Source organism: uncultured Streptomyces sp. (assembly GCF_947488945.1).
Classification (GTDB): Bacteria; Actinomycetota; Actinomycetes; order Streptomycetales; family Streptomycetaceae; genus Streptomyces.
The window spans coordinates 26,579-46,282 of record NZ_CANLBS010000028.1; the positions used below are offsets into that span (position 1 = coordinate 26,579).

General features: G+C 73.8%; 21 protein-coding genes. 11 read left to right on the forward strand and 10 right to left on the reverse strand.

Annotation, left to right across the window (positions count from 1 at the left end):
- Positions 1–75: 75 nt before the first annotated feature.
- Positions 76–840: a ZIP family metal transporter gene (locus tag Q0994_RS30435; protein WP_299541202.1), complete on the reverse strand. Its 765-nt coding sequence runs from the start codon at positions 838–840 to the stop codon at positions 76–78.
- Between the two features lie 87 nt (positions 841–927).
- A complete protein-coding gene (locus Q0994_RS30440) occupies positions 928–1,329 on the reverse strand; it encodes a DUF2267 domain-containing protein (RefSeq protein WP_299541205.1) in 402 nt (133 codons plus the stop codon).
- 672 nt (positions 1,330–2,001) lie between these two features.
- On the opposite strand from Q0994_RS30440, the gene Q0994_RS30445 reads away from it, so the two are divergent.
- The gene (locus Q0994_RS30445) at positions 2,002–2,307 is read left to right on the forward strand and encodes an STAS domain-containing protein (protein WP_299541207.1); all 306 of its coding nucleotides are present in this window, start codon (positions 2,002–2,004) and stop codon (positions 2,305–2,307) included.
- Positions 2,308–2,389: 82 nt separating this feature from the next.
- Here Q0994_RS30445 and Q0994_RS30450 read toward each other — a convergent pair whose 3' ends face one another.
- Both Q0994_RS30450 and Q0994_RS30455 read right to left on the reverse strand, forming a co-directional pair.
- A complete protein-coding gene (locus Q0994_RS30450) occupies positions 2,390–3,724 on the reverse strand; it encodes an enolase C-terminal domain-like protein (protein ID WP_299541209.1) in 1,335 nt (444 codons plus the stop codon).
- Between the two features lie 53 nt (positions 3,725–3,777).
- Entirely contained in the window at positions 3,778–5,115 is a 1,338-nt protein-coding gene (locus Q0994_RS30455; RefSeq protein ID WP_299541211.1) for a gluconate:H+ symporter, read from the reverse strand.
- 283 nt (positions 5,116–5,398) lie between these two features.
- Here Q0994_RS30455 and Q0994_RS30460 point away from each other — a divergent pair, with 283 nt between their 5' ends.
- The 5 genes from Q0994_RS30460 to Q0994_RS30480 all read left to right on the forward strand — a co-directional run bounded on the left by Q0994_RS30460 (position 5,399) and on the right by Q0994_RS30480 (position 8,477).
- Positions 5,399–6,187 (forward strand): IclR family transcriptional regulator, encoded by a 789-nt coding sequence (locus tag Q0994_RS30460; protein WP_299541213.1) that lies wholly within the window; start codon positions 5,399–5,401, stop codon positions 6,185–6,187.
- A gap of 236 nt (positions 6,188–6,423) precedes the next feature.
- A complete protein-coding gene (locus tag Q0994_RS30465) occupies positions 6,424–6,627 on the forward strand; it encodes a hypothetical protein (RefSeq protein WP_299541216.1) in 204 nt (67 codons plus the stop codon).
- Positions 6,624–7,556: a PmoA family protein gene (locus tag Q0994_RS30470; RefSeq protein ID WP_299541218.1), complete on the forward strand. Its 933-nt coding sequence runs from the start codon at positions 6,624–6,626 to the stop codon at positions 7,554–7,556. Before Q0994_RS30465 ends, Q0994_RS30470 begins: the two co-directional genes overlap by 4 nt.
- Before the next feature lie 71 nt (positions 7,557–7,627).
- Positions 7,628–8,095 (forward strand): hemerythrin domain-containing protein, encoded by a 468-nt coding sequence (locus tag Q0994_RS30475; protein ID WP_299541220.1) that lies wholly within the window; start codon positions 7,628–7,630, stop codon positions 8,093–8,095.
- A 232-nt stretch (positions 8,096–8,327) separates the two neighbouring features.
- Positions 8,328–8,477 (forward strand): SCO1431 family membrane protein, encoded by a 150-nt coding sequence (locus Q0994_RS30480; RefSeq protein WP_299541222.1) that lies wholly within the window; start codon positions 8,328–8,330, stop codon positions 8,475–8,477.
- Between the two features lie 90 nt (positions 8,478–8,567).
- Here the strand turns inward: Q0994_RS30480 and Q0994_RS30485 are convergent, their stop codons facing one another.
- The gene (locus tag Q0994_RS30485; RefSeq protein ID WP_299541224.1) at positions 8,568–8,825 is read right to left on the reverse strand and encodes a hypothetical protein; all 258 of its coding nucleotides are present in this window, start codon (positions 8,823–8,825) and stop codon (positions 8,568–8,570) included.
- A 337-nt stretch (positions 8,826–9,162) separates the two neighbouring features.
- On the opposite strand from Q0994_RS30485, the gene Q0994_RS30490 reads away from it, so the two are divergent.
- Positions 9,163–10,335 (forward strand): acyl-CoA dehydrogenase family protein, encoded by a 1,173-nt coding sequence (locus Q0994_RS30490; protein WP_299541226.1) that lies wholly within the window; start codon positions 9,163–9,165, stop codon positions 10,333–10,335.
- Between the two features lie 670 nt (positions 10,336–11,005).
- Here Q0994_RS30490 and Q0994_RS30495 read toward each other — a convergent pair.
- Positions 11,006–11,401: a hypothetical protein gene (locus tag Q0994_RS30495; protein ID WP_299541228.1), complete on the reverse strand. Its 396-nt coding sequence runs from the start codon at positions 11,399–11,401 to the stop codon at positions 11,006–11,008.
- A 203-nt stretch (positions 11,402–11,604) separates the two neighbouring features.
- Between Q0994_RS30495 and Q0994_RS30500 the strand changes: the two genes are divergently transcribed.
- From Q0994_RS30500 to fxsA, 4 genes are all read left to right on the forward strand, one after another.
- Positions 11,605–12,045, forward strand: coding sequence for an Lrp/AsnC family transcriptional regulator (locus Q0994_RS30500; RefSeq protein ID WP_014044761.1), 441 nt, complete (start codon positions 11,605–11,607; stop codon positions 12,043–12,045).
- 92 nt (positions 12,046–12,137) lie between these two features.
- Positions 12,138–13,841, forward strand: a complete 1,704-nt coding sequence (locus Q0994_RS30505) for an amidohydrolase (protein ID WP_299541244.1) — start codon at positions 12,138–12,140, stop codon at positions 13,839–13,841.
- 585 nt (positions 13,842–14,426) lie between these two features.
- Positions 14,427–15,206 (forward strand): polyprenol monophosphomannose synthase, encoded by a 780-nt coding sequence (locus Q0994_RS30510; RefSeq protein WP_299541246.1) that lies wholly within the window; start codon positions 14,427–14,429, stop codon positions 15,204–15,206.
- Between the two features lie 146 nt (positions 15,207–15,352).
- Positions 15,353–15,949: an FxsA family membrane protein gene (gene fxsA, locus Q0994_RS30515; protein WP_299541250.1), complete on the forward strand. Its 597-nt coding sequence runs from the start codon at positions 15,353–15,355 to the stop codon at positions 15,947–15,949.
- A gap of 157 nt (positions 15,950–16,106) precedes the next feature.
- Here fxsA and Q0994_RS30520 read toward each other — a convergent pair whose 3' ends face one another.
- The 4 genes from Q0994_RS30520 to Q0994_RS30535 all read right to left on the reverse strand — a co-directional run bounded on the left by Q0994_RS30520 (position 16,107) and on the right by Q0994_RS30535 (position 19,607).
- A complete protein-coding gene (locus Q0994_RS30520) occupies positions 16,107–16,481 on the reverse strand; it encodes an RNA polymerase-binding protein RbpA (protein WP_114627560.1) in 375 nt (124 codons plus the stop codon).
- Positions 16,482–16,756: 275 nt separating this feature from the next.
- The gene (locus tag Q0994_RS30525) at positions 16,757–18,133 is read right to left on the reverse strand and encodes an MFS transporter (protein ID WP_299541255.1); all 1,377 of its coding nucleotides are present in this window, start codon (positions 18,131–18,133) and stop codon (positions 16,757–16,759) included.
- Between the two features lie 44 nt (positions 18,134–18,177).
- Positions 18,178–18,942, reverse strand: a complete 765-nt coding sequence (locus tag Q0994_RS30530; RefSeq protein WP_299541257.1) for a glycerophosphodiester phosphodiesterase — start codon at positions 18,940–18,942, stop codon at positions 18,178–18,180.
- Complete coding sequence (locus Q0994_RS30535) at positions 18,939–19,607, reverse strand: YitT family protein (protein WP_299541259.1); 669 nt, start codon at positions 19,605–19,607, stop codon at positions 18,939–18,941. Before Q0994_RS30535 ends, Q0994_RS30530 begins: the two co-directional genes overlap by 4 nt.
- Positions 19,608–19,704 lie beyond the last annotated feature (97 nt).

Here is a 19,704-nt window from a genome sequence, read left to right on the forward strand (position 1 = left end):
AGCACCGGACGGCCGGGGGCGCGGGGAGGTCTCCCAGCGCTCCCGGTCCCGTGCGGGCGGAACGGCGGGTGGCGCTCACGCGTGCGAGAGCGCGAACGAGACCAGGAAGCCGCAGGTGGTCATGAGTCCGCTCGCCAGATGGGTGTCCTGGAACGCCTCGGGGACCATGGTGTCCGCGATCATGGCGAGGATCGCCCCGGCGGCCACCGCGGTGACGGCGGCGGTCACGGTGGGGGAGAGGCCGCCGACGACGACGTAGCCGAGCACGGCCGAGACGGTGCAGGCCACCGCTATGGTGCCCCACACCCCGAAGACGTACGCCTTGCCCCGGCCCGCCTTGCGCATGCCCGCCGAACTCGACAGTCCCTCGGGCACGTTGCTGATGAAGACGGCCGCCACCGTCGCCAAGCTCACCGCCCCGCCCTCGGTGAGGCCGACGCCGATGACCGCGGACTCCGGCACGCCGTCCAGCAGCGCGCCCAGCGCGAGCGCCAGCCCGGAGCCGGCCTGCTGGGCCTCGCCCGGCTGTGCCTCGCCGCCGGGCGTGCGGCCCGACCGCTTGCGGTGCCGGGCGCCCCGGCGGGCGAGTGCCTCGTTCCCCAGCGTGTACAGCACCGCCCCGGCGACCGTGCCCACGACCGCCGGGGCGAGCCCCGCCTCCTCGTACGCCTCGCCCACCAGCTCGAACGAGACCGCCGAGAGCAGCACCCCCGAGCCGAACGCCATGATCGACGCGACCAGCCACGGCGGCAGTCGCCAGGCGTATCCGACGGCCGCTCCGAGCAACAACGCGGACCCGGCGACCAGGCCCCACCCTCCGGCTTCCAGTGCTTCGATCATGGGGCGTCCCTACCCGCGCCCCGGCCCCGCATGGGTAAAGACTCGGCATGGCGGCCGGGCGGGCTCCGCAGGGGACTCGTGGCAGAGTCAGGCGGCCTGGGGGAGGCGGTCGGAACGGCCGAACAGCAGGGCGTAGCCCAGCGGCAGAGCCGCCAGCACACGGCGGGTCAGGTCCTCGCCGATGTGCCGCGCGAGCAGGGCCAGCACGGTGCAGGCGGCCCAGCGCGCCTGAGTGGTGGAGGGCGGGGTGGTGCGGGCGGCGACGGCGGCGACGAACCCGTCGGCGGAGAGCGGACGGGCGGCCGGGGCGCCCGCGCCGAGCAGCGCGGCCGCCTCGGCGGGCAGCTCACGGATCAGTTCGCGGCGCACCTCGCCGCCGATCTGGCCGGCCAGCACGGACAGGACGGAGCGCAGGGCCTTCTCCGCCTCCGGGCCGGTCGCGTACAGGCCCGAATAACGTGTCTCGTCGACGAGTTGCTGCCATCGCACGGCGGTTGTCCTCTCGGTCTCGGGGCCGACGCCATCCGCGACGGCGGGCCCGACGGCGCGCCGGACACCCCGCGAACGCCAGGGGCACGACGTGCCCCGGGAGCGGCTCGGGCGGGAGTGGGCGCATTCGGCGCCTGCCCCGGATCCGCGGTTCCACACCTGCCGTTCGCCGCCAACTCCCACACGTCCGCCGTTACGTGACCGGCGCGCCGTCCCGGACGGGCCCCCGGCCGCGCGTCCGTCACAGCCGCAGGGTGTCCCCCTCCCCTCGCCCGCGCAGCGTCCGGTCGTCACTCGCCGGCACGATCGCGCCGGGACCGGGGCCGAGTGCGTCCTCCAGTTCGCCGCGGAGCAGCGGGGAGAGGTGGTGGGTGGGCTCGTCCAGCAGCAGCGCCGACGGGCGCCGCCACGCCGATGCCGTCGCCCGGTCTCTGCCCGCTCCGGCATGCCCCGCCTCGGCCTGCCCGCCCGGTCTGCGTGCGGGCCGGCGCCGGAACGACGGGGCGGGGCCCGTGCGCCGCCCGCGATGTCCGGGTTCGCGGCGCCTCGCCGGGGCACCTGCCAGAGAAATATGTGAAGGTCGCGGGTCGCACTTGCGTTCGGCGTGTGTCGAGGGTTCTTCTGATCCGTACGGGGGAGCAATGTGCTGTCGCCTATGCCCGGAGGAACCCCGTGCTCTACACCGCCACCGTTGTCGTCGCCGAGGGCGAACTGGACGTGGAGTCCCTCGGCCCGCTGCGCGGCAGACTGGAACGCGCGGCGTCCGCGTACGACACGGTCGTTCTGGACGCGGGCGGGGTGTCGTTCGCCGACTCGTCCTTCCTCACCCTGCTGCTGAGGACCCACCAGGAGACCCCGGTGCGGGTGGCCGCCGCCTCGGCGCAGGTGCGCCGGCTGCTGGAGATCACCGGCGCCGACCAGGTGCTGGGCCTCTACCCCACGGTGGAGGAAGCCATGGCGGCGGCCGGCGGGAGCTGAACCCGGCACCGGCCGGGCCTGGTACGCGTACGGGGCCGGGTGGCGCGGGGACGACCCGGCCGTCCCGCGCCGCCGTCACCCGTCAGCGCACCAGGGCCGGCCGCTTCGGGTCGAACTCCCAGCCGGGAACGAGGAAACGCATGCCTACCGCGTCGTCACGGGCGCCCAGCGCCTTCTCCCGGTAGAGCTCGTGCGCGGCGAGCAGACGGTCCATGTCCAGCCGCACGCCCAGTCCGGGGACCGGCGGCACCGCCACCTCGCCGCCCACGATGCGCGGCGGCTCGACCGTCAGCCGCTCCAGGCCCTCCTGCCAGATCCAGTGCGTGTCCAGGGCGTTGTACTCGCCCGGCGCGGCGGCGGCGCAGTGCGTCACCATGGCCAGCGAGATGTCGAAGTGGTTGTTGGAGTGGCAACCCCAGGTCAGGCCCATCGCGTTGCACAGCTGGGCGACCCGGACCGACCCCTGCATCGTCCAGAAGTGCGGGTCCGCGAGCGGGATGGAGACCGACTGGAGGGCCAGGGCGTGGGTCAGCTGCCGCCAGTCGGTGGCGATCATGTTGGTGGCGGTCGGCAGTCCGGTGGCCCGGCGGAACTCGGCCAGGATCTCGCGTCCCGAGTAGCCGTCCTCCGCCCCGCAGGGGTCCTCGGCGTAGGCCAGGGTGCCGACCAGTGGGCCGCACAGCTCCACGGCCTCGCGCAGCGACCACGCGCCGTTCGGATCCAGGGTGATCCGGGCCTCCGGGAAACGGGCCTTCAGCGCGGTGACGGCCCGCACCTCCTCGGCCCCAGCCAGGACCCCGCCCTTCAGCTTGAAGTCCTGGAAGCCGTAGAGGCCGTACGCCGCCTCCGCCTGCCGGACGATCGCCTCCGGGGTCAGTGCCTCCTCGTGCCGGACGCGGTACCAGTCGACGTCGGAGTCCGGCTCGCGGACGTACTCCAGGTCCGTGCGGCCGGGGTCGCCGACGTAGAAGAGGTAGCCGAGGACGCGGACGGATTCGCGCTGCTGCCCGTCGCCGAGCAGCGCGGCGACCGGCACCTCCAGGTGCTGCCCGAGCAGGTCGAGCAGCGCGGCCTCCACCGCGGTGACGGCGTGCACCGTGGTCCGCAGGTCGAAGGTCTGCCGGCCCCGGCCGCCGGAGTCCCTGTCCGCGAACCGGTCGCCGATCTCGCGCAGGACGCGCCGGTGGTCGCCGAGGCGCGATCCCACCACCAGCGGGACCGCGTCGCGCAGGGTCGCGGTGATCTTCTCGCCGCCGGGCACCTCGCCCAGTCCGGTACGTCCCTCGGAGTCCTGGAGGACCACGACGTTGCGGGTGAACCAGGGGCCGTGCGCGCCGGAGAGGTTCAGCTCCATGCTGTCGCGGCCGGCGACGGGATAGACGGTCATCGACGTGACGGTGGGCTGAGGCGTGTTCATCTGGTGGGACTTCCTCGGGTGTGGTGGGACGGGCACGGAATGCGGGCCGGCGGTCAGAGGCCGAGCACGTCCAGGGCCTGTTCGACGGCGAGCACGCCGCCGAGGCCGAGGACCGCGACGACGGTCGTGTAGGAGGTGCGTACCTTGATCGCGTCGGTCACCGAGAGGTTGAAGTACTCCTTGAAGAGCCAGAATCCGGGGTCGTTGACGTGGGAGAAGGCGATCGATCCGCAGGAGACGGCGAGCACCATCATCTCCGCGTGGGCGCCGCTCCCGGCCAGCAGCGGCAGCACCACGCCGGAGGCGGTGACGACCGCGACGGTGGCCGAGCCGAGCGCCACCCGGAGCACGGCGGCGACCAGCCAGGCCAGCAGCAGCGGGGAGACGGCCCAGCCGGTGGTGAGGTCCTTGATGTAGTCGGACGTGCCGCCCTCGACGAGGACGTTCTTGAAGGCGCCGCCGGCGCCGATCACCAGCAGGATCATCGCCATGGCCCGCGCCGCCGAGGCGCAGGAGGCGGCGACGTCGTCCAGGCTGCGGCCGGTCCGGGGGCCGAACGCCCAGACGGCGAGGGCGAGCGTCAGCAGCAGCGCGATCGGCGCGGAGCCGACGAAGGCCACCAGGTGCAGCAGCGGGGTGTCGTCGGAGTCGGCCATCTCGGTCACGGCCGCCCCGGCGATCAGCACCACCGGGAACAGTGCCACCAGCAGCGACCAGCCGAGGCCCGGCATCTCCTCGTCGGTGAACTCCCGTTCGGTGACCAGGCCCTGCGGGATGGCGGGGTCCAGCCGGCGGACGAACGGCAGCCTGGGCCAGGTGAGGGCGACCAGCGCGCCCACCGGGACCGCGATGAACAGGCCGTACAGCAGGGTCAGTCCGATCGAGGCGTGGAAGGTGGCCGCGACGGAGGTGGGTCCGGGGTGCGGCGGCAGGAAGCTGTGCATGGTGGACAGGGCGACCGACATCGGCAGGCCGACCCACAGCAGCTTGGAGCCGGTGACCCGGACCAGCGTGAACGCGATGGGGACGATGATGATGAAGGCGACCTCGTAGAACATGGTCACGCCGATCAGCATCGACGTCACCACCATGGCCGCCTGGACCCCGCGCGGGCCGAAGGCGGCGAGGAGCGAGCCGGCTATCCGCTGGGCGGCGCCCGAATCCCCCATCACCCGGCCGACCATGGCGCCGAGACCGATGGTCAGCATCGTGTCCCCGACCTGGCCCCCGATGCCGTCGGCGAGCACGTCCGGGATCCGCTCCAGCGGAATCCCCTGCACCACGCCGACGCCGACCGCCACCAGCAGCAGCGCGGCGAAGCCGTTGACCTTCAGTCTGGTCATCAGCAGGAGCAGGACCAGGACGCTGATTCCGACGACAAGGAGCGGCATGACGGTTCCTCTTCGAACTGGGTGAGTCGGGGCCGGAGTCGGCTCCGACGCCGGTGGCCGGCGGCGGGCGCGCGGACGGGCTGGGCGCGGGAGCGACGGAGGGACGCGGACCGCTCCGCGCCCGACCGCCGCCCGGTCTTCGGGACACCGGTACGGCGGCCGGGGCGTGCCGTTCCATCAACCTCGTCCTCATATGCAGATGGCGTCCATGTATGGGAATGGAGGCTAGGGGGGTGAACGTGACCGGTCAATGGGTCAGGTGATGCCGATTTACGATGAGTGCATGCCGGAGAAGAGAGGCGTCCGCGGCGTGAAGTCGGCGGTCCGCACCGTGGCGTTGCTGGAGCTCCTGGCCGGCCGGGGCGACCGGCCCTCCCGCCTCGACGAGCTGGCCGGGGAACTGGACGTGCCGCGCAGCAGCATGTACCAACTGCTGCGGACCCTGATCGACTGCGGCTGGGTGCGCACCGACTCCACCGGCTCCCTCTACGGCATCGGCATCCGCGCGCTGCTCACCGGCACCGGTTACCTCGACAGCGACCCGCTGGTGCGCGCCGCCCGGCCGTACCTCGACGAGGCGTCCCGGGAGCTCGGCGAGACGATCCATCTGGGCCGCCTGGACGGGCCGGACGTCGTCTACCTCGCCACCCGTGAGTCGCACGAGTACCCGCGCACCCTCAGCCGGGTCGGTCGCCGCGTCCCGGCCCATGCGGGCGCGCTCGGCAAGGCGCTGCTCGCCGAGCGCCCGGACGCGGAACTACCGCTCCCCGCAGCGGGGTTGGCCGCACTCACCCCGCGTACCCTCACCGCCCGCGACGCGTTGCTCGCCGACCTCGCGGGCGTACGCGGACGCGGCCACTCCGTCGAGCGCGAGGAGACGGTGACCGGCATCGCCGGCTTCGGCTTCGCCCTGCGCCGCGGCGTCCCCGCCGTCGACGCCATCAGCTGCTCGGTCCCCGTCGCCCGGCTCACCCCGGAGCACGAGGCGCGGATCGTCGAGGTGATGAACGGGATCAGGACGAGGATCGAGGCGCACGCCTCGCCCGCCCCGGGCGCACCCGACTGGCGCTGAGGGGCCTGGCGGCGGTGCGGGGGCGACGGGCCTGTCGTGCTGCCGCGCCTTCCGTCGAGCCTCTGTCGTCCCGTGTCCCGGCCGCGCCCCGCCCCGCCGCGCCGCGGTCCGCCGCCGTCGCGCCGAGGCGGGCCCCTTGACCTGCCCGGAGCCGGTCCCTAGGTTCGACAGAAAGCGCTTGCTGCCGATACTTGCCCCGGCGGCCGCGCACCCCACGACCGTGAGGCCGCCCCGCCATGCCCACCCCCCTGCCCGGCGACCGCCCGCCGCGGGTCGTCGTCGGCACCGGCGCGATGGCCCGCCGGAGCCACCTCCCGGCGTTCCGAGCGCCCGTCGCCGGGCAACCCCTGGAGGCCGTCGCCGCCGGCACGGGCCGGGCTCCGGCCGGACCGGCCGCCCCACACCCCGCCGCCCGCCCCGCCCCGGAGACCGCCCGATGAATCCGACCCCCACCCTCATCCACCACCACGGCGACCACATCGCGGTCGCGGCGCCGGGCACCGGCGTGGAACTCCTGCGCTACGTGTACCGACCCGAGGCCGCCTGGGAGGCCTCGAAGCCGTACATCCACCCGCTGCGCACCCTCTCCGGACGGGCCGTCACCGGCTACCGCCCGAACGACCACCGGTGGCACAAGGGCCTCCAGATGACGGCCTCCCATCTGTCCGGCCAGAACCTCTGGGGCGGCAACAGCTACGTCCACGGCGAGGGGTACCGCGCGCTGCCCGACCGGGTCGGCTCGATGGCCCACCGGGGGTTCGACGCGGTGGCCGCGCGCGACGGCTCCGCCGTCCTGACGGAACGGCTGACCTGGCACCCGTACACCGGCGAGACCTGGGCGGACGAGTTGCGCCGGGTGGAGGTGCACGCCGTCGACCCGGCGGCCGGAAGCTGGGCGCTGACCTGGTCCACGTCGGTCACCAACCGCCGCGAGGAACCCCTCCGGTTCGGCAGTCCGGGCACCGCCGGGCGCGAGGGCGCCGGGTACACCGGGCTGTTCTGGCGTGGGCCGAGGGCGTTCGCCGGCGGGACGCTCCTGGCGCCCGGTGGGGCGCGGGGGCCGGGACTGATGGGCCATCAGTCTCCGTGGCTCGCCTTCACCGGCGAACACGACGACGAGGACGGACACGCCACCCTGGTCTTCGCCCACGCGCCGGAGAACGACCACACCGGAGCCGCCGGGACCCACCCGGCGCACTGGTTCGCCCGCACCCAGGGGTACCCCGGCGTCGCGCCGTCGTTCGCCTTCCACCGAGAACTCGTGCTGGACCCGGGCGACTCGCTGGTCCGCCGCTACCGCGTGCTCGTCGCGGACGGCGCCCTGGACGAGGAGGACATCGAGGGGCGACTCGCGGAGATCCCGTGGTGAGCCCGCGCCCCGCGGCCTCCCGCCCCGCCACCTCCTCCCGAAGAGAGTGACGTCTGTCCATAATGCCGGACATGTGCCATTACTGCGGTTGCCGTGACATCCCGCTGATCAAGGACTTCATCGCCGAGCACGAACGCGCTCTGCATGCTGCCGAGGAGGCTCTGCGCGCCCTGGAACGCAAGGACCCGGACCGCGCCCACGCGTGGATCGCGACGATGGAGGCGGAACTGGAGGCCCACTGGCAGGGCGAGGAGGAAGGGCTCTTCCTCGTCATGCGCGGGGACCCCGAATACGCCGCGTACATCGACGTACTCGAACGTGAACACATCGAGCTCGCCGCCCTGCTGCCCCGCCTCGACTTCCGCCGCGAGGAGGACGTCGAGGCGTTCCGGGCGGCCGTCCAGGAGCTCTACGACCACATCTCCCGCGAGGAGAACGGCCTCTTCCCCGCCTCGCTGACCGCCCTGAGCGGTGACGACTGGAACACCTCGATGGACGCCTGGCGCCGCGCCCACCCGCGGGAGACCCTCGCGCGGTGACGGGCGGGCGGGAAGCTCCACTCCGGCGCCCGGTGTGGTCTCGCCCACAGCCGCCCCGTTCCGCCGGCCGTCCACCCCGCCCCCAGCCCTTGCCGGAAGCTGCCGTCGCGCCCCGCGAGCGTCCGGGGCCGGTCACGCCGTGACGGACGTCTCGTCCTCGGGCGGCCGAACCGCTGGCAGAGTGGGCGGGGCCGGGGGGCCGTCACAGCCGTACGAACGAGTGGATGCTGCCATGACCGCGACGACCGCCGACCACGCGCACCCCGCGCGCCGCGCCCGCACCGGAGGCCCCGCCGACGGCCCCAAGATCCTGGAACACGTCCTCGGCTGGACCCTGGTGGTCGTCCTCGCGATCTTCGTCACCGGCGCCGGCCTGATGTAAGGCGCCCGGCTTCCCCGGGCGCCTCCCGCCCGCATCGGACCGGCTGACGCCGGTGCGGGGCCGGAGCGGCATCCGGGCACGGGCCGGGGGTCACGGGCCGAACGGGACGAACACGCTCAACCGGTGGACGGTTCCGTGGACGAGCCGGCCGCAGAACGTGTCGATCCGCAGCAGGCCGGGGTCGACCGGCTCCCCGGCGGTGCGCAGTTCGCGCAGACGGTCGCGGAACTCCGCGGCGTCCGTCGTCTCGAAGACCGTCTCCCAGCGGCCGGTCCCCGACGCGGTGCGGGCGGCGGTGCGCCACGCAGCCTCCCGCCCGCGTCGTCGTCGCTTCCCCCGTCCCGGCACCGGCCCAGCATCACCGCCCCGGACGCGTACGGCAAGGTGCCGGAAGCCGGCGGCGATTGCGCACCGGTCCCGAGTGCGCGCGCCCGGCGGCCGACGCCCCGTCAGCCGCGGGCCGGTCCCCGGCCGCAGACCTTCCGGTACGACCCGTGACGCGGCAGCTCCGATCGGGCATACTCGACCCGCCACGGCCGCTGACATGCGCATCCCGTGATCCGGGAGGGCAGGATCGGCCGGGCAGCACCACTTCTGCCGGGCGCCGCCCGGACCATTCGGCGCCGCCGCCCCCACCCCGGGTGCGCGATCCGCCGCCACGCCCGACAGGGAGGAGAGCGCCGTCATGACCGACCGTGCCCCGCAGTTGGTGGAACGACGTCTGCCCACCGAGGAGTCACGCCAGCTCCTCGCGCTCGTCCGTGACCTCACGGCCCGCGAGATCGCCCCGAAGGCCGCGGAGGAGGAAGAGGCCGGCGTCTTCCCGCGCGAACTCTTCACCCTCCTCTCCGAGTCCGGGCTCCTCGGTCTCCCCTTCGAGTCGGACACCGGTGGCGGCGACCAGCCGTACGAGGTCTATCTCCAGGTGCTCGAAGAGCTGGCCGCCGCCCGGCTCACCGTCGGCCTCGGGGTCAGCGTCCACTCGCTGGCCTGCCACGCGCTCGCGCGGTACGGCACCAAGGAACAGCGGGCCGCGCACCTGCCGGCGATGCTCTCCGGCGGCCTGCTCGGCGCGTACTGCCTCTCCGAGCCGGCGTCCGGATCCGACGCCGCCTCGCTGCGCACCAAGGCGGTCCGGGACGGCGACGACTGGGTCATCACCGGGACCAAAGCGTGGATCACCCACGGCGGGATCGCCGACTTCTGCACCGTGCTGGCCAGGACCGGCGGCGAGGGCGCCCGCGGCATCACCGCGTTCCTCGTGCCGGGCGACGCCGAAGGGCTCAACGCCGCCGCCCCGGAACGCAAGATGGGGATGAAGGGCTCGCCCACCGCCCAGCTCTCGTTCGACGGGGTGCGGGTGGGCGACGACCGGCGCATCGGCGAGGAGGGGCAGGGGTTCGCCATCGCGCTGACCGCCCTCGACTCCGGCCGGCTCGGGATCGCCGCCTGCGCCATCGGCGTCGCCCGGGCGGCACTGGACGAGTCCGTCGCCTACGCCACCGGACGGCAGCAGTTCGGCCGTCCCATCGCCGACTTCCAGGGACTGCGGTTCATGCTCGCCGACATGGCGACGCAGGTGGAGGCGGGCCGGGCGCTCTATCTGGAGGCGGCCCGGCGGCGCGACGAGGGCCTGCCCTTCTCCCGGCAGGCAGCCATGGCGAAACTGTTCTGCACGGATCTGGCCATGCGCGTCACCACCGACGCCGTCCAGGTCCTCGGCGGATACGGCTACACCCGCGACTTCTCCGTCGAGCGGCTGATGCGCGAGGCCAAGGTTCTGCAGATCGTCGAGGGGACCAACCAGATCCAGCGCATGGTCATCGCCCGCCACCTCGCGGGTCCCGAGACACGCTGACACCCGGCCGGTCCGCCCAGGCCGGGGACGCCACGATCCGGTTCCACTCCTGGTCGGCGCGGCCCGGCAGGGTGCGCCCCGAGCCCTCCCAACTGCGCAGCAGGGCACCGTAGACGGGCGGATCGGCCGTGGGCGCGGCACCGGGCGCGGCCGTCACGGACGGAGCCGTTCCGGTGGGTCGGGGAGAGGTGGCGGGGGCGGCGTCCCGCCGGGCGAACGCGGGGGCCGCGGGCAGGGGGCCGGCCTGCGGCCTGAACGCGGGCGGTGCGGGAGGAATCGATTCTTCGGACGCGGTGCGTTCCCGGCGCGTCACGGGCACCGGGACGACGAGACGTCGGCGGCCGTGCCCCGCCGTGGACTGCGGCATGGTCATACCCGGCCAACGCGGGAGGGCGGCGGCGGGTCACTGCCGACCGGAATCGGCCGCCAGTTCGGCGGGTCCGCGGAGGTCGTGGGCCCCGGTGGCGGCCTGCTCGCTCCGCCAGGACCGACGCGCCGACGGTGCGGGCGCCGCGTGCGGTCCTGCCGTGATCGTGGTGGAGTCGGCGGGCCGAGCCGGCGGGCCGGACCGGTGGGGAGCCGAGTGGGCATGCAGCCGAGTCGGTACGGAGCCGGGCCGGTACGCAGCCGGGCCGGGCGGCGGCGGCCGGGGGCCCGTCAGGCGGACCGGTCAGGCGGCCCGGCGCTTCGGCAGCGGGCGCGAACCGGGACCGCCGGCGTGCGAGAAGGGCTGCATCCGCCAGTCCAGGCCCTGCGGGAGCGTCAGCAGCAGCGCCGTCTCCTGCTCCTGCACGTCCGGCGACTCGTCCGCGTCCAGGGCCTCGGCGGCGCTGCGGCCGGTGCCGGCGCAGACCGTCAGCACGAACGGGTTCCACGGGGAGGGGCACAGCGCGTGCTCCGGCAGGACGTCCTCGTCGGCGAGCAGCGCGATCGGCTGCGTGCAGTCCGGGCAGACCACCCGGTACATCTCGAACGTGTCGTACGCGTCCCAGGCGTCGTCGTCCTCGGGTCCGGCGTGGTCGTCCTGGACCGGTTCGGTGCGACCGGTGAGCTTCAGGCTCTTCATGGGAAATTCCCCCCTCGGGTGGGCCGACTGGGCGACGTGGCCTCGGCCACAGCAAGCACTGCCCGGCACGCGTGGGCCGTAACCTCGGCGCCGCCCGCTACCCATGCGTAAACATGTGGTGTTCGTCACATGAAGGCTGTGTGAGCCCCTCGGGACGCCAGGCGACTGTGCCTCGGGGGACGCGGGGCCATAGGTTGATCCGCATGGAGGAGCTGGACCGTCAGATCGTGGAGTTGCTCGTCAAGGACGGGCGGATGAGCTACACCGACCTGGGCAAGGCCACGGGCCTGTCCACGTCGGCCGTTCATCAGCGTGTCCGCAGGCTGGAGCAGCGCGGGGTGATCCGCGGCTACGCCGCCGTCGTCGACCCCGAGGCCGTCGGACTGCCCCTCACCGCGTTCATCTCGGTGAAACCGTTCGACCCGAGCGCGCCCGACGACATCGCCGAACGGCTCGCCGGCGTGCCCGAACTGGAGGCCTGCCACAGCGTCGCGGGCGACGAGAACTACATCCTCAAGGTGCGGGTGGCCACCCCGCTGGAGCTGGAGCACCTGCTCACCCGCATCCGCTCCCTCGCGGGCGTCTCCACCCGCACCACCGTGGTCCTCTCCACCCCGTACGAGGCCCGGCCGCCGAGGATCTGACCCTGGCCGGCCCCCCCGTCCGCGCGGGCGGACGGGGGGACGGGCGGGGGGCCGCTCCACGGCGGGGGAGCGGCAGGGCGGAGACTGGTCCCATGACCGAGAGCACCGCCCCCCGACGCGCGACCCCGCCGAGCGCGACCCCGCAGAGCACCGCCCATCGCGCCGCCGCCCCCCGCGACCCCGACGCGCGCACCGTCCTGCTGCGCGGCGGCGACGTCCACAGCCCCGCCGACCCGTTCGCCACCGCTATGGTCGTCGAGAAGGGCCATGTCGCCTGGGTGGGCTCCGAAGGGGCGGCCGACGCCTTCGCCGAGGGCGTCGACGAGGTGGTCGACCTGGAGGGCGCGCTCGTCACCCCCGCCTTCACCGACGCCCACGTGCACACCACCGCCACCGGCCTCGCGCTCACCGGCCTCGACCTCTCCGCGGCCCGCTCGCTGCCGGAGGCGCTCGGTCTGGTCCGCGCCTTCGCGCGGGACGCCCCCGCCGACCGGGTGCTGCTCGGCCACGGCTGGGACGCCGCCCGCTGGCCCGAGCACCGGCCGCCGACCCGCGCCGAACTCGACGCGGCGGCCGGCGGGCGGGCGCTCTACCTCACCCGGATCGACGTCCACTCCGCCGTGGCCACCACCGCGCTGCTGGACCGCGTTCCCGGCGTCACCGGGATGTCCGGCTTCCGCGCCGACGGGCCGCTCACCGGCGACGCCCACCACGCGGTGCGGGCCGCCGCCCACGGCTCCGTACCGGCCGCCCAGCGGGCCGACGCCCAGCGCGCCGCGCTGCGCCACGCGGCCTCCCTCGGCATCGGCACGGTCCACGAGTGCGGCGGTCCCGACATCTCCGACGAGGCCGACTTCACCGGCCTCCTGGCGCTCGCCGACGCCGAGGCGGGCCCGCGCGTCTTCGGCCTCTGGGCCGAACGGATCGAGGACGCCGCGGGCGCCCGCCGCATCCGCGAACTGGGCGCGCTCGGCGCGGCCGGCGACCTCTTCGTCGACGGGTCGCTCGGCTCGCACACCGCCTGCCTGCACGAGCCCTACGCCGACGCCCCGCACACCGGCACCGCGCACCTGGACGCCGCCGCCGTCGCCGCCCACGTGGCCGCCTGCACCGAGGCCGGGCTCCAGGCCGGCTTCCACGCCATCGGGGACGCGGCCGTCTCCGCCGTGGTCGACGGCGTGCGGGCCGCCGCCGAGAGGGTGGGCCTGCCCCGGATCCGGGCCGCCCGGCACCGCGTCGAGCACGCCGAGATGCTCACGCCGAAGACCGTCGCCGCCTTCGCCGACCTCGGGCTCACCGCCTCCGTCCAGCCCGCCTTCGACGCGGCCTGGGGCGGCGAGGAGGGCATGTACGCCGAGCGGCTCGGCAAGGAGCGGGCGGCCACCCTCAACCCGTACGCGGCCCTGCTGCGGGCCGGTGTGCCGCTCGCCTTCGGCTCGGACAGCCCGGTGACCCCGCTCGACCCGTGGGGGACCGTGCGGGCCGCCGCCTTCCACCGCACCCCGGAGCACCGCGTCTCGGTGCGGGCCGGCTTCACCGCCCACACCCGGGGCGGCTGGCGCGCCGTCGGACGGGACGACGCCGGCGTGCTGGTGCCCGGGGCCCCGGCCGACTACGCCGTCTGGCGTACGGACGAACTGGTCGTCCAGGCACCCGACGACCGGGTCGCCCGGTGGTCCACCGACCCCCGCTCCGGCACCCCCGGCCTGCCCGATCTCACTCCCGGCGCCGCCCTTCCGCTGTGCCTGCGGACCGTCGTGTTCGGACAGACTGTCTACGTACGGCCGAACGAGTGACGTAGACGGATTCCGTACCGCCGACCGGTGGTGATCACGGTCGCTCGCGACCTGCGGATCTTCCGGACCGACCGGGCAATCCGGGTAAAAGCCGCAGCTCGTGCGGCTGTTGACAGAACGCGCCCGGAGGCCGGTAGGTTCGGCCGGGTCCACCACAGGACGTCCGTCCGGCCGGCCTCCACGCAGTCGTCGAACGCCGCTGGGTCACGGGGTTGGTGTGCCGCACCGGCGCACCACCACTGACAGCCAGGTTCAGCGCCCGCGCCTCGGGGGCGAGGGAAGGTTTCAGCCGGACGGCGGGTGCGACCCGGGTGGGGCCCGGACGTCCAGTAGACAACGGTCTTCGGGCGACCCGCAGCCAGCGGGTCCCGGGCCGGCCCGAAGGGCGCCGGGCCCCGATCCGCAGCCGCGCCGACAGCGACCGGGGCGGCGACTCCGCGGCGGTCGCCGGGGTCCGGGCGGTGATCTGTCCGCACTTCCGTGGTTCTGTACCGGCCGGCCGGAGGCTCCCCGTGACGGGCTCGCCGACGTGGTGCCGTGCGCTCGATATGGTGTGCATCTGCGCACGGACTAAAGGGGCGATCAGTGAACGACGGCGGTCAGCGGCAGTACGGTCCGCTCGGCAGGATCTTGGTGATCATCCCGACCTACGACGAGGCCGAGAACATCACGCCGATCGTCTCCCGGGTGCGCGCCGCCGTGCCGCACGCCGACATCCTGGTGGCCGACGACAACAGCCCGGACGGCACCGGCAAGATCGCCGACGAGCTCGCCGCGGCGGACGACCAGGTCCACGTCCTGCACCGCCGGGGCAAGGAAGGGCTCGGCGCGGCGTATCTCGCCGGGTTCCGCTGGGGCACCGAGCACGGCTACGGCGTGCTGGTCGAGATGGACGCCGACGGCTCCCACCAGCCCGAGGAACTGCCCCGGCTGCTCACCGCGCTCAAGGGCGCCGACCTGGTCCTCGGTTCCCGCTGGGTGCCCGGCGGGAGGGTGGTGAACTGGCCCAGGAGCCGCGAGGTGATCTCGCGGGGCGGCTCGCTCTACTCCCGTCTCGCCCTCGGTCTCGACGTCCGTGACGTCACCGGCGGTTACCGCGCCTTCCGCACCGAGACGCTCGCCGGACTCGGCCTCGACGAGGTGGCCTCCCAGGGGTACTGCTTCCAGGTCGACCTGGCCCGCCGCTCGGTCGCCGCCGGGTACCACGTGGTGGAGGTCCCGATCACCTTCGTCGACCGGGAGATCGGGGACTCCAAGATGAGCCGCGACATCCTCGTCGAGGCCCTGTGGCGGGTCACCGGCTGGGGCCTCACCGCCCGGACGAGCAAGGTGACGGAGAAGGTCCTCGGCCGCAAGCCCTCCTGACAGGGGCACATCCGGACCCGGCCTCCGGGCGGGCACCCGGGCCCGCCACCGGCCACCCCGCATCCGGCGCCCGGCGCGTACTGGGCGGCACCGGTCATGATCACCCCTTGACGCCGTCCGTACGGGCGTACAGGCACACTGGGAGCATGACGACCGGCACACCGCCCCCGCTCCGTCCGACCCGCTCGCGCCTGCGCAGGTACCTGCCCCTGGCCGTCGCGGCCTGGCTGGTCCTGGAGATCTGGCTGCTGATCCTGGTCGCCGGCGCCGCCGGCGGACTCACCGTCCTGATCCTGCTGCTGGCGGCCTTCGTGCTCGGCGGCGCGATCGTCAAGAAGGCCGGACGGCGCGCGTACCGCAACCTCACCGAGACCCTCCAGCAGATGCCCGGCGGCCCCGGCGGGTCCGCCGCCGTCGGACCGGCCCCCAGCAGCAGGGGCAACGGCTTCCTCATGCTGGCCGGCATCCTGCTGATGATCCCCGGCATGATCACCGACGTCGCCGGTCTGCTGCTGCTCGTCCCCCCGGTGCGCACCGCGCTCAGCAGGGCCACCGAACGGTCCCTGGAGAAGCGGGTGCGCGCGGCGTCCCCCGGCAGCCTCTCGGACGCCTTTCAGCAGTCCAGGATCCACCGTCCCGACGGCAAGGTCGTGCAGGGTGAGGTCATCCGCGAGGAGGGCTCCCCGGCCTCTCCGCGCCCCGACGACGGCCCGCAGGGCCCCCGCCCGCCGCTCACCCGCTGACCCCTCGTCCGCCGTCCGCGGAGCCCTCGTCCGCCGACCGGCGGAGCCTGGGCCCACGGCACCGCGGCGTGCACGTGAGAAAGCCGCGGGCCGTGACACCGGAGAGGTGTCACGGCCCGCGGCTCGTGTTCTTCGTACGCCCGACGCCTGGATGCGGTCAGGCGGACTTCCTGCTGTCCCGCGGGTGCACGGCGATGTTCATGGCTCCGGAGCGCAGAACCGCCAGCCTCTCGGCCAGCACCTCCTCCAGCTCCTCGCGGGTGCGCCGCTCCATGAGCATGTCCCAGTGCGTGCGCGCGGGCTTGCCCTTCTTCTCTTCGGGGCCGTCCCCGTCCACCAGGAGTGCCAGGGCGCCGCACGCCTTGCACTCCCACTCCGGCGGAATTTCTGCCTCTACCGAGAAGGGCATCTCAAATCGATGACCGTTCTGGCATGCGTACTCCACCGCCTGGCGCGGGGCCAGATCGATGCCGCGGTCCGTCTCGTAGCTGGTAACCACGAGTCGCGTGCCGCGGAGAGCTCGCTCACTCATGAATCGTGCCTCCCGGGCTTGTCGCCCACAGGACAGGGTGTCGCTGTCGTCGTCATCCGGTCAACGTCCGCTCGGCGGTAAAGATTCCCGTTACCGGTCATGCGTCGCCCGTCTTGCCGCTGCTGTGCGGGGTCTGATACCCCTTGATGCCCGGTTCGTCACCCCTCGGGGAGTCCGTCGTCCCGCCTGAACACTGCGGTTGGACATCATCCCCGTGAAGTGGCCGTTGTCCGGGCAGGCCAAAGGCGTACACTACCGGCCTTTCACTTCAACGTCTAAATCCGCGCGGGTACGGGATTGCCCGCGGCGGCCACCGCCGCCCTCAGCGGCACCCTCGCGAGCAGCGCCGCGCCCACGACGAAGAACACCACCAGGGACACGATCGCTTCCCGGTAGCTGCCCGTCAGCTGGTACGCCAGACCGAACACCAGCGGCCCCAGCCAGCTCAGACCCCGGTCGCTCATCTCGTACGCGGAGAAGTACTCCGCCTCCTTGCCGGGCGGGACCAGGTGGGAGAAGAGGGAGCGGGAGAGCGCCTGGCTGCCGCCGAGGACGAGGCCGATCGCCGCCGCCAGGAGGTAGAAGAAGACGGGCGTGTCGGCGGGCAGGAAGTACGCGGCGGCCAGGATCGCGGTCCAGACGGCCAGCGAGCCCAGGATCGTCCGCTTCGCGCCGTGCGTCCGGGCCAGCCGGCCCATCCCGAGGGCGCCCGCCACCGCGAGGACCTGCACCAGCAGCACCGCGGTGATCAGCGTCGTCTGGTCCAGCCCGAGCTCTTTCGAGCCGTAGACCGACGCCTGCGAGATCACCGTCTGCACGCCGTCGTTGTAGATCAGGTAGGCGAGCAGGAAGGACAGCGTCAGCGGGCGGCGGCGCATGTCGCGCAGGGTGTCGCGCAACTGCTTCCAGCCCGAGCCCACCGCACCCTCCCCGCTCCGCGCCACGCGCCGGTCGCGCAGTCGGCGCAGCGGCACCAGGGTGAAGGCGCCCCACCACAGTCCGGCCGAGGCCAGACAGATCCGCACCGCCTCCGTCTCGGAGAGGCCGAACCCGTCGTGCCCGGTGTACAGCACCAGGTTGAGCACGAGGACGAACGCCCCCGAGGTGTAGCCGAAGGCCCAGCCGCGCGAGGAGACCGCGTCCCGTTCGTCGGCCTGTGCGATCTGCGGCAGAAAGGCGTTGTAGAGGACCATCGACACCGACAGCGAGGCGTTCGCCACGATCAGCAGGAAGGCGCCGAGCAGATAGCGCTCGCCGTCCAGGAAGAACATCCCCGCCGTCGCCGCAGCGCCGGTGTACGCCGCAGCGGCCAGCAGCGGCTTCTTGCGTCCGGTGCGGTCGGCGGCGGCCCCCGCGACCGGCATCAGGACGATCGCCACGATCACCGAGAGCGAGACCGAGTACGCGAACAACGACCCGGCCCGCACGGGTATCCCGAAGGGGTGCACGAAGCCGTCGCCGTCCGACGCCGCCTCGGCCACCGAGGTCAGGTACGGGCCGAGGAACACCGTCAGCACGCTCGTCGAGTACACCGAACACGCGAAGTCGTAGAAGTACCAGCCGCGTTGCTCGCGCCTGCGCGCGGACCGGTCCGCGCCGTCCCGCGACGGCGGTGTCCGCCCGCCGGTCTTCCCCGTCGTCCCGCCGCTCATTGCGCGCCCCCTCGTCCGGTTCGGTCGCCCGGGCCCGACGGCCGTCAGGTCCAGGCCCCCCGACCGCTCAGCACCGTACGCAGCGTCTCGATGTGATCGGTCATGATGCCATCCACCCCCATGTCCAGGAGAGCGTCCATGCGCACCGGGTCGTTGACCGTCCACACGTGGACCTGGAGGCCGCGCGCGTGGGCCGCCGCGACGAAGCGCCGGTCCACCACCCGGATGCCGTTCTGGCTCTCGGGGACCTGCGCGCACACCGCCCCGGCCCGCAGCGGCGCGGGCACGCCGAGGGAGCGCAGCCGCAGCGACAGCACCCCGGCCACCCCGTACGAGGTCGCCAGCCGGGGGCCCGCGACCCGCTGCGCGCGGGCGACCCGGGCCTCGGAGAACGAGCCGAGGCAGACCCGGTCCCAGGCGCCGGTCCGCGACAGCAGGGCCAGCAGCGGGCCGAGCGCCCGTTCCGCCTTGCAGTCCACGTTCCAGCGGGCCTCCGGGAACTCCGCCAGCAGGTCCTCGAAGAGCGGCAGCGGTTCCTTGCCCGCGACCCGCGCCTCGCGCACCTCGCTCCACGGCAGGTCCGCGATCCGCCCGCGGGCGTCCGTGACCCGGTCCAGGGTGCTGTCGTGGAAGGCCACCAGCCGCCCGTCCGACGTCGTGTGGACATCGGTCTCGAAGTAGCGGTAGCCGGCCGCGGCGGCCCGGCGGAAGGCGGCCGCGGTGTTCTCCAGCCCGTCCGCCGCTCCGCCGCGGTGGGCGAAGGCGAGGACCGAGGGGTGGTCGAGGTACGGATGGCGTCCTGGGGTCACCGCGGCAGTATGGCCCGGCCCGGTGACCGGTCGGCGACGGGGGCGCTGCCCCCGGCGGGCGCGGGGACGGCGAAGACGCGCAGGAAGAACTGGGCCAGCGGCCCGATCGCCAGCGCGTACGCCACCGTGCCCAACCCGATCGACCCGCCCAGCAGGAAGCCCGAGACCACCACGGCCACCTCGACGGCCGTCCGCATCAGCCGCAGCGAGCGGCCGGTGGCCCGGTGCAGCCCGGTCATCAGCCCGTCGCGCGGTCCGGGACCGAACCGGGCCGCGATGTACAGGCCGGTGGCCGCGCCGTTGAGGACGATGCCCGCGGCCAGCAGCGCGATCCGCGCCACGAGCCCGTCGGGGGCGGGCAGCACCGCCAGCGTGCCGTCCATCGCCAGGCCGACCACCACCACGTTCGAGACCGTGCCGAGGCCCGGCCGCTGCCGCAGCGGTATCCACAGCAGCAGCACCACCGCCCCGACGGCGATGGAGACCAGCCCGATCGAGACGCCGGACCGCTCCGAGAGCCCTTGGTGCAGCACGCCCCACGGCTCCAGCCCCAGTCCGGCCAGGACCAGCAGGGCGGAACTCGCCCCGTACAGCACCAGGCCCGCGTAGAGCTGGATCAGACGGCGGGTGAGACGTGTGCCGCTCCGTGTGTCGGATCCGGACAAGAGGTGCCCCCTGAGGTGGTGGTGTTGGACCGATGCATGTCACTCTGTGGCTGGGGATCGGCCGCCATCCATGGCCAATTCAAGGAAGGTGGACTGA

What these genes read in the sequence shown, in the direction of transcription:
- Q0994_RS30435 (WP_299541202.1), bottom strand. Translation starts at nt 840, where the DNA reads ATGATCGAAGCACTGGAAGCCGGAGGGTGGGGCCTGGTCGCCGGGTCC.
- Q0994_RS30450 (WP_299541209.1), bottom strand. Translation starts at nt 3,724, where the DNA reads ATGAACACGCCTCAGCCCACCGTCACGTCGATGACCGTCTATCCCGTC.
- Q0994_RS30455 (WP_299541211.1), bottom strand. Translation starts at nt 5,115, where the DNA reads ATGCCGCTCCTTGTCGTCGGAATCAGCGTCCTGGTCCTGCTCCTGCTG.
- Q0994_RS30460 (WP_299541213.1), top strand. Translation starts at nt 5,399, where the DNA reads ATGCCGGAGAAGAGAGGCGTCCGCGGCGTGAAGTCGGCGGTCCGCACC.
- Q0994_RS30465 (WP_299541216.1), top strand. Translation starts at nt 6,424, where the DNA reads ATGCCCACCCCCCTGCCCGGCGACCGCCCGCCGCGGGTCGTCGTCGGC.
- Q0994_RS30470 (WP_299541218.1), top strand. Translation starts at nt 6,624, where the DNA reads ATGAATCCGACCCCCACCCTCATCCACCACCACGGCGACCACATCGCG.
- Q0994_RS30475 (WP_299541220.1), top strand. Translation starts at nt 7,628, where the DNA reads ATGTGCCATTACTGCGGTTGCCGTGACATCCCGCTGATCAAGGACTTC.
- Q0994_RS30480 (WP_299541222.1), top strand. Translation starts at nt 8,328, where the DNA reads ATGACCGCGACGACCGCCGACCACGCGCACCCCGCGCGCCGCGCCCGC.
- Q0994_RS30490 (WP_299541226.1), top strand. Translation starts at nt 9,163, where the DNA reads ATGACCGACCGTGCCCCGCAGTTGGTGGAACGACGTCTGCCCACCGAG.
- Q0994_RS30495 (WP_299541228.1), bottom strand. Translation starts at nt 11,401, where the DNA reads ATGAAGAGCCTGAAGCTCACCGGTCGCACCGAACCGGTCCAGGACGAC.
- Q0994_RS30500 (WP_014044761.1), top strand. Translation starts at nt 11,605, where the DNA reads ATGGAGGAGCTGGACCGTCAGATCGTGGAGTTGCTCGTCAAGGACGGG.
- Q0994_RS30505 (WP_299541244.1), top strand. Translation starts at nt 12,138, where the DNA reads ATGACCGAGAGCACCGCCCCCCGACGCGCGACCCCGCCGAGCGCGACC.
- fxsA (WP_299541250.1), top strand. Translation starts at nt 15,353, where the DNA reads ATGACGACCGGCACACCGCCCCCGCTCCGTCCGACCCGCTCGCGCCTG.
- Q0994_RS30520 (WP_114627560.1), bottom strand. Translation starts at nt 16,481, where the DNA reads ATGAGTGAGCGAGCTCTCCGCGGCACGCGACTCGTGGTTACCAGCTAC.
- Q0994_RS30525 (WP_299541255.1), bottom strand. Translation starts at nt 18,133, where the DNA reads ATGAGCGGCGGGACGACGGGGAAGACCGGCGGGCGGACACCGCCGTCG.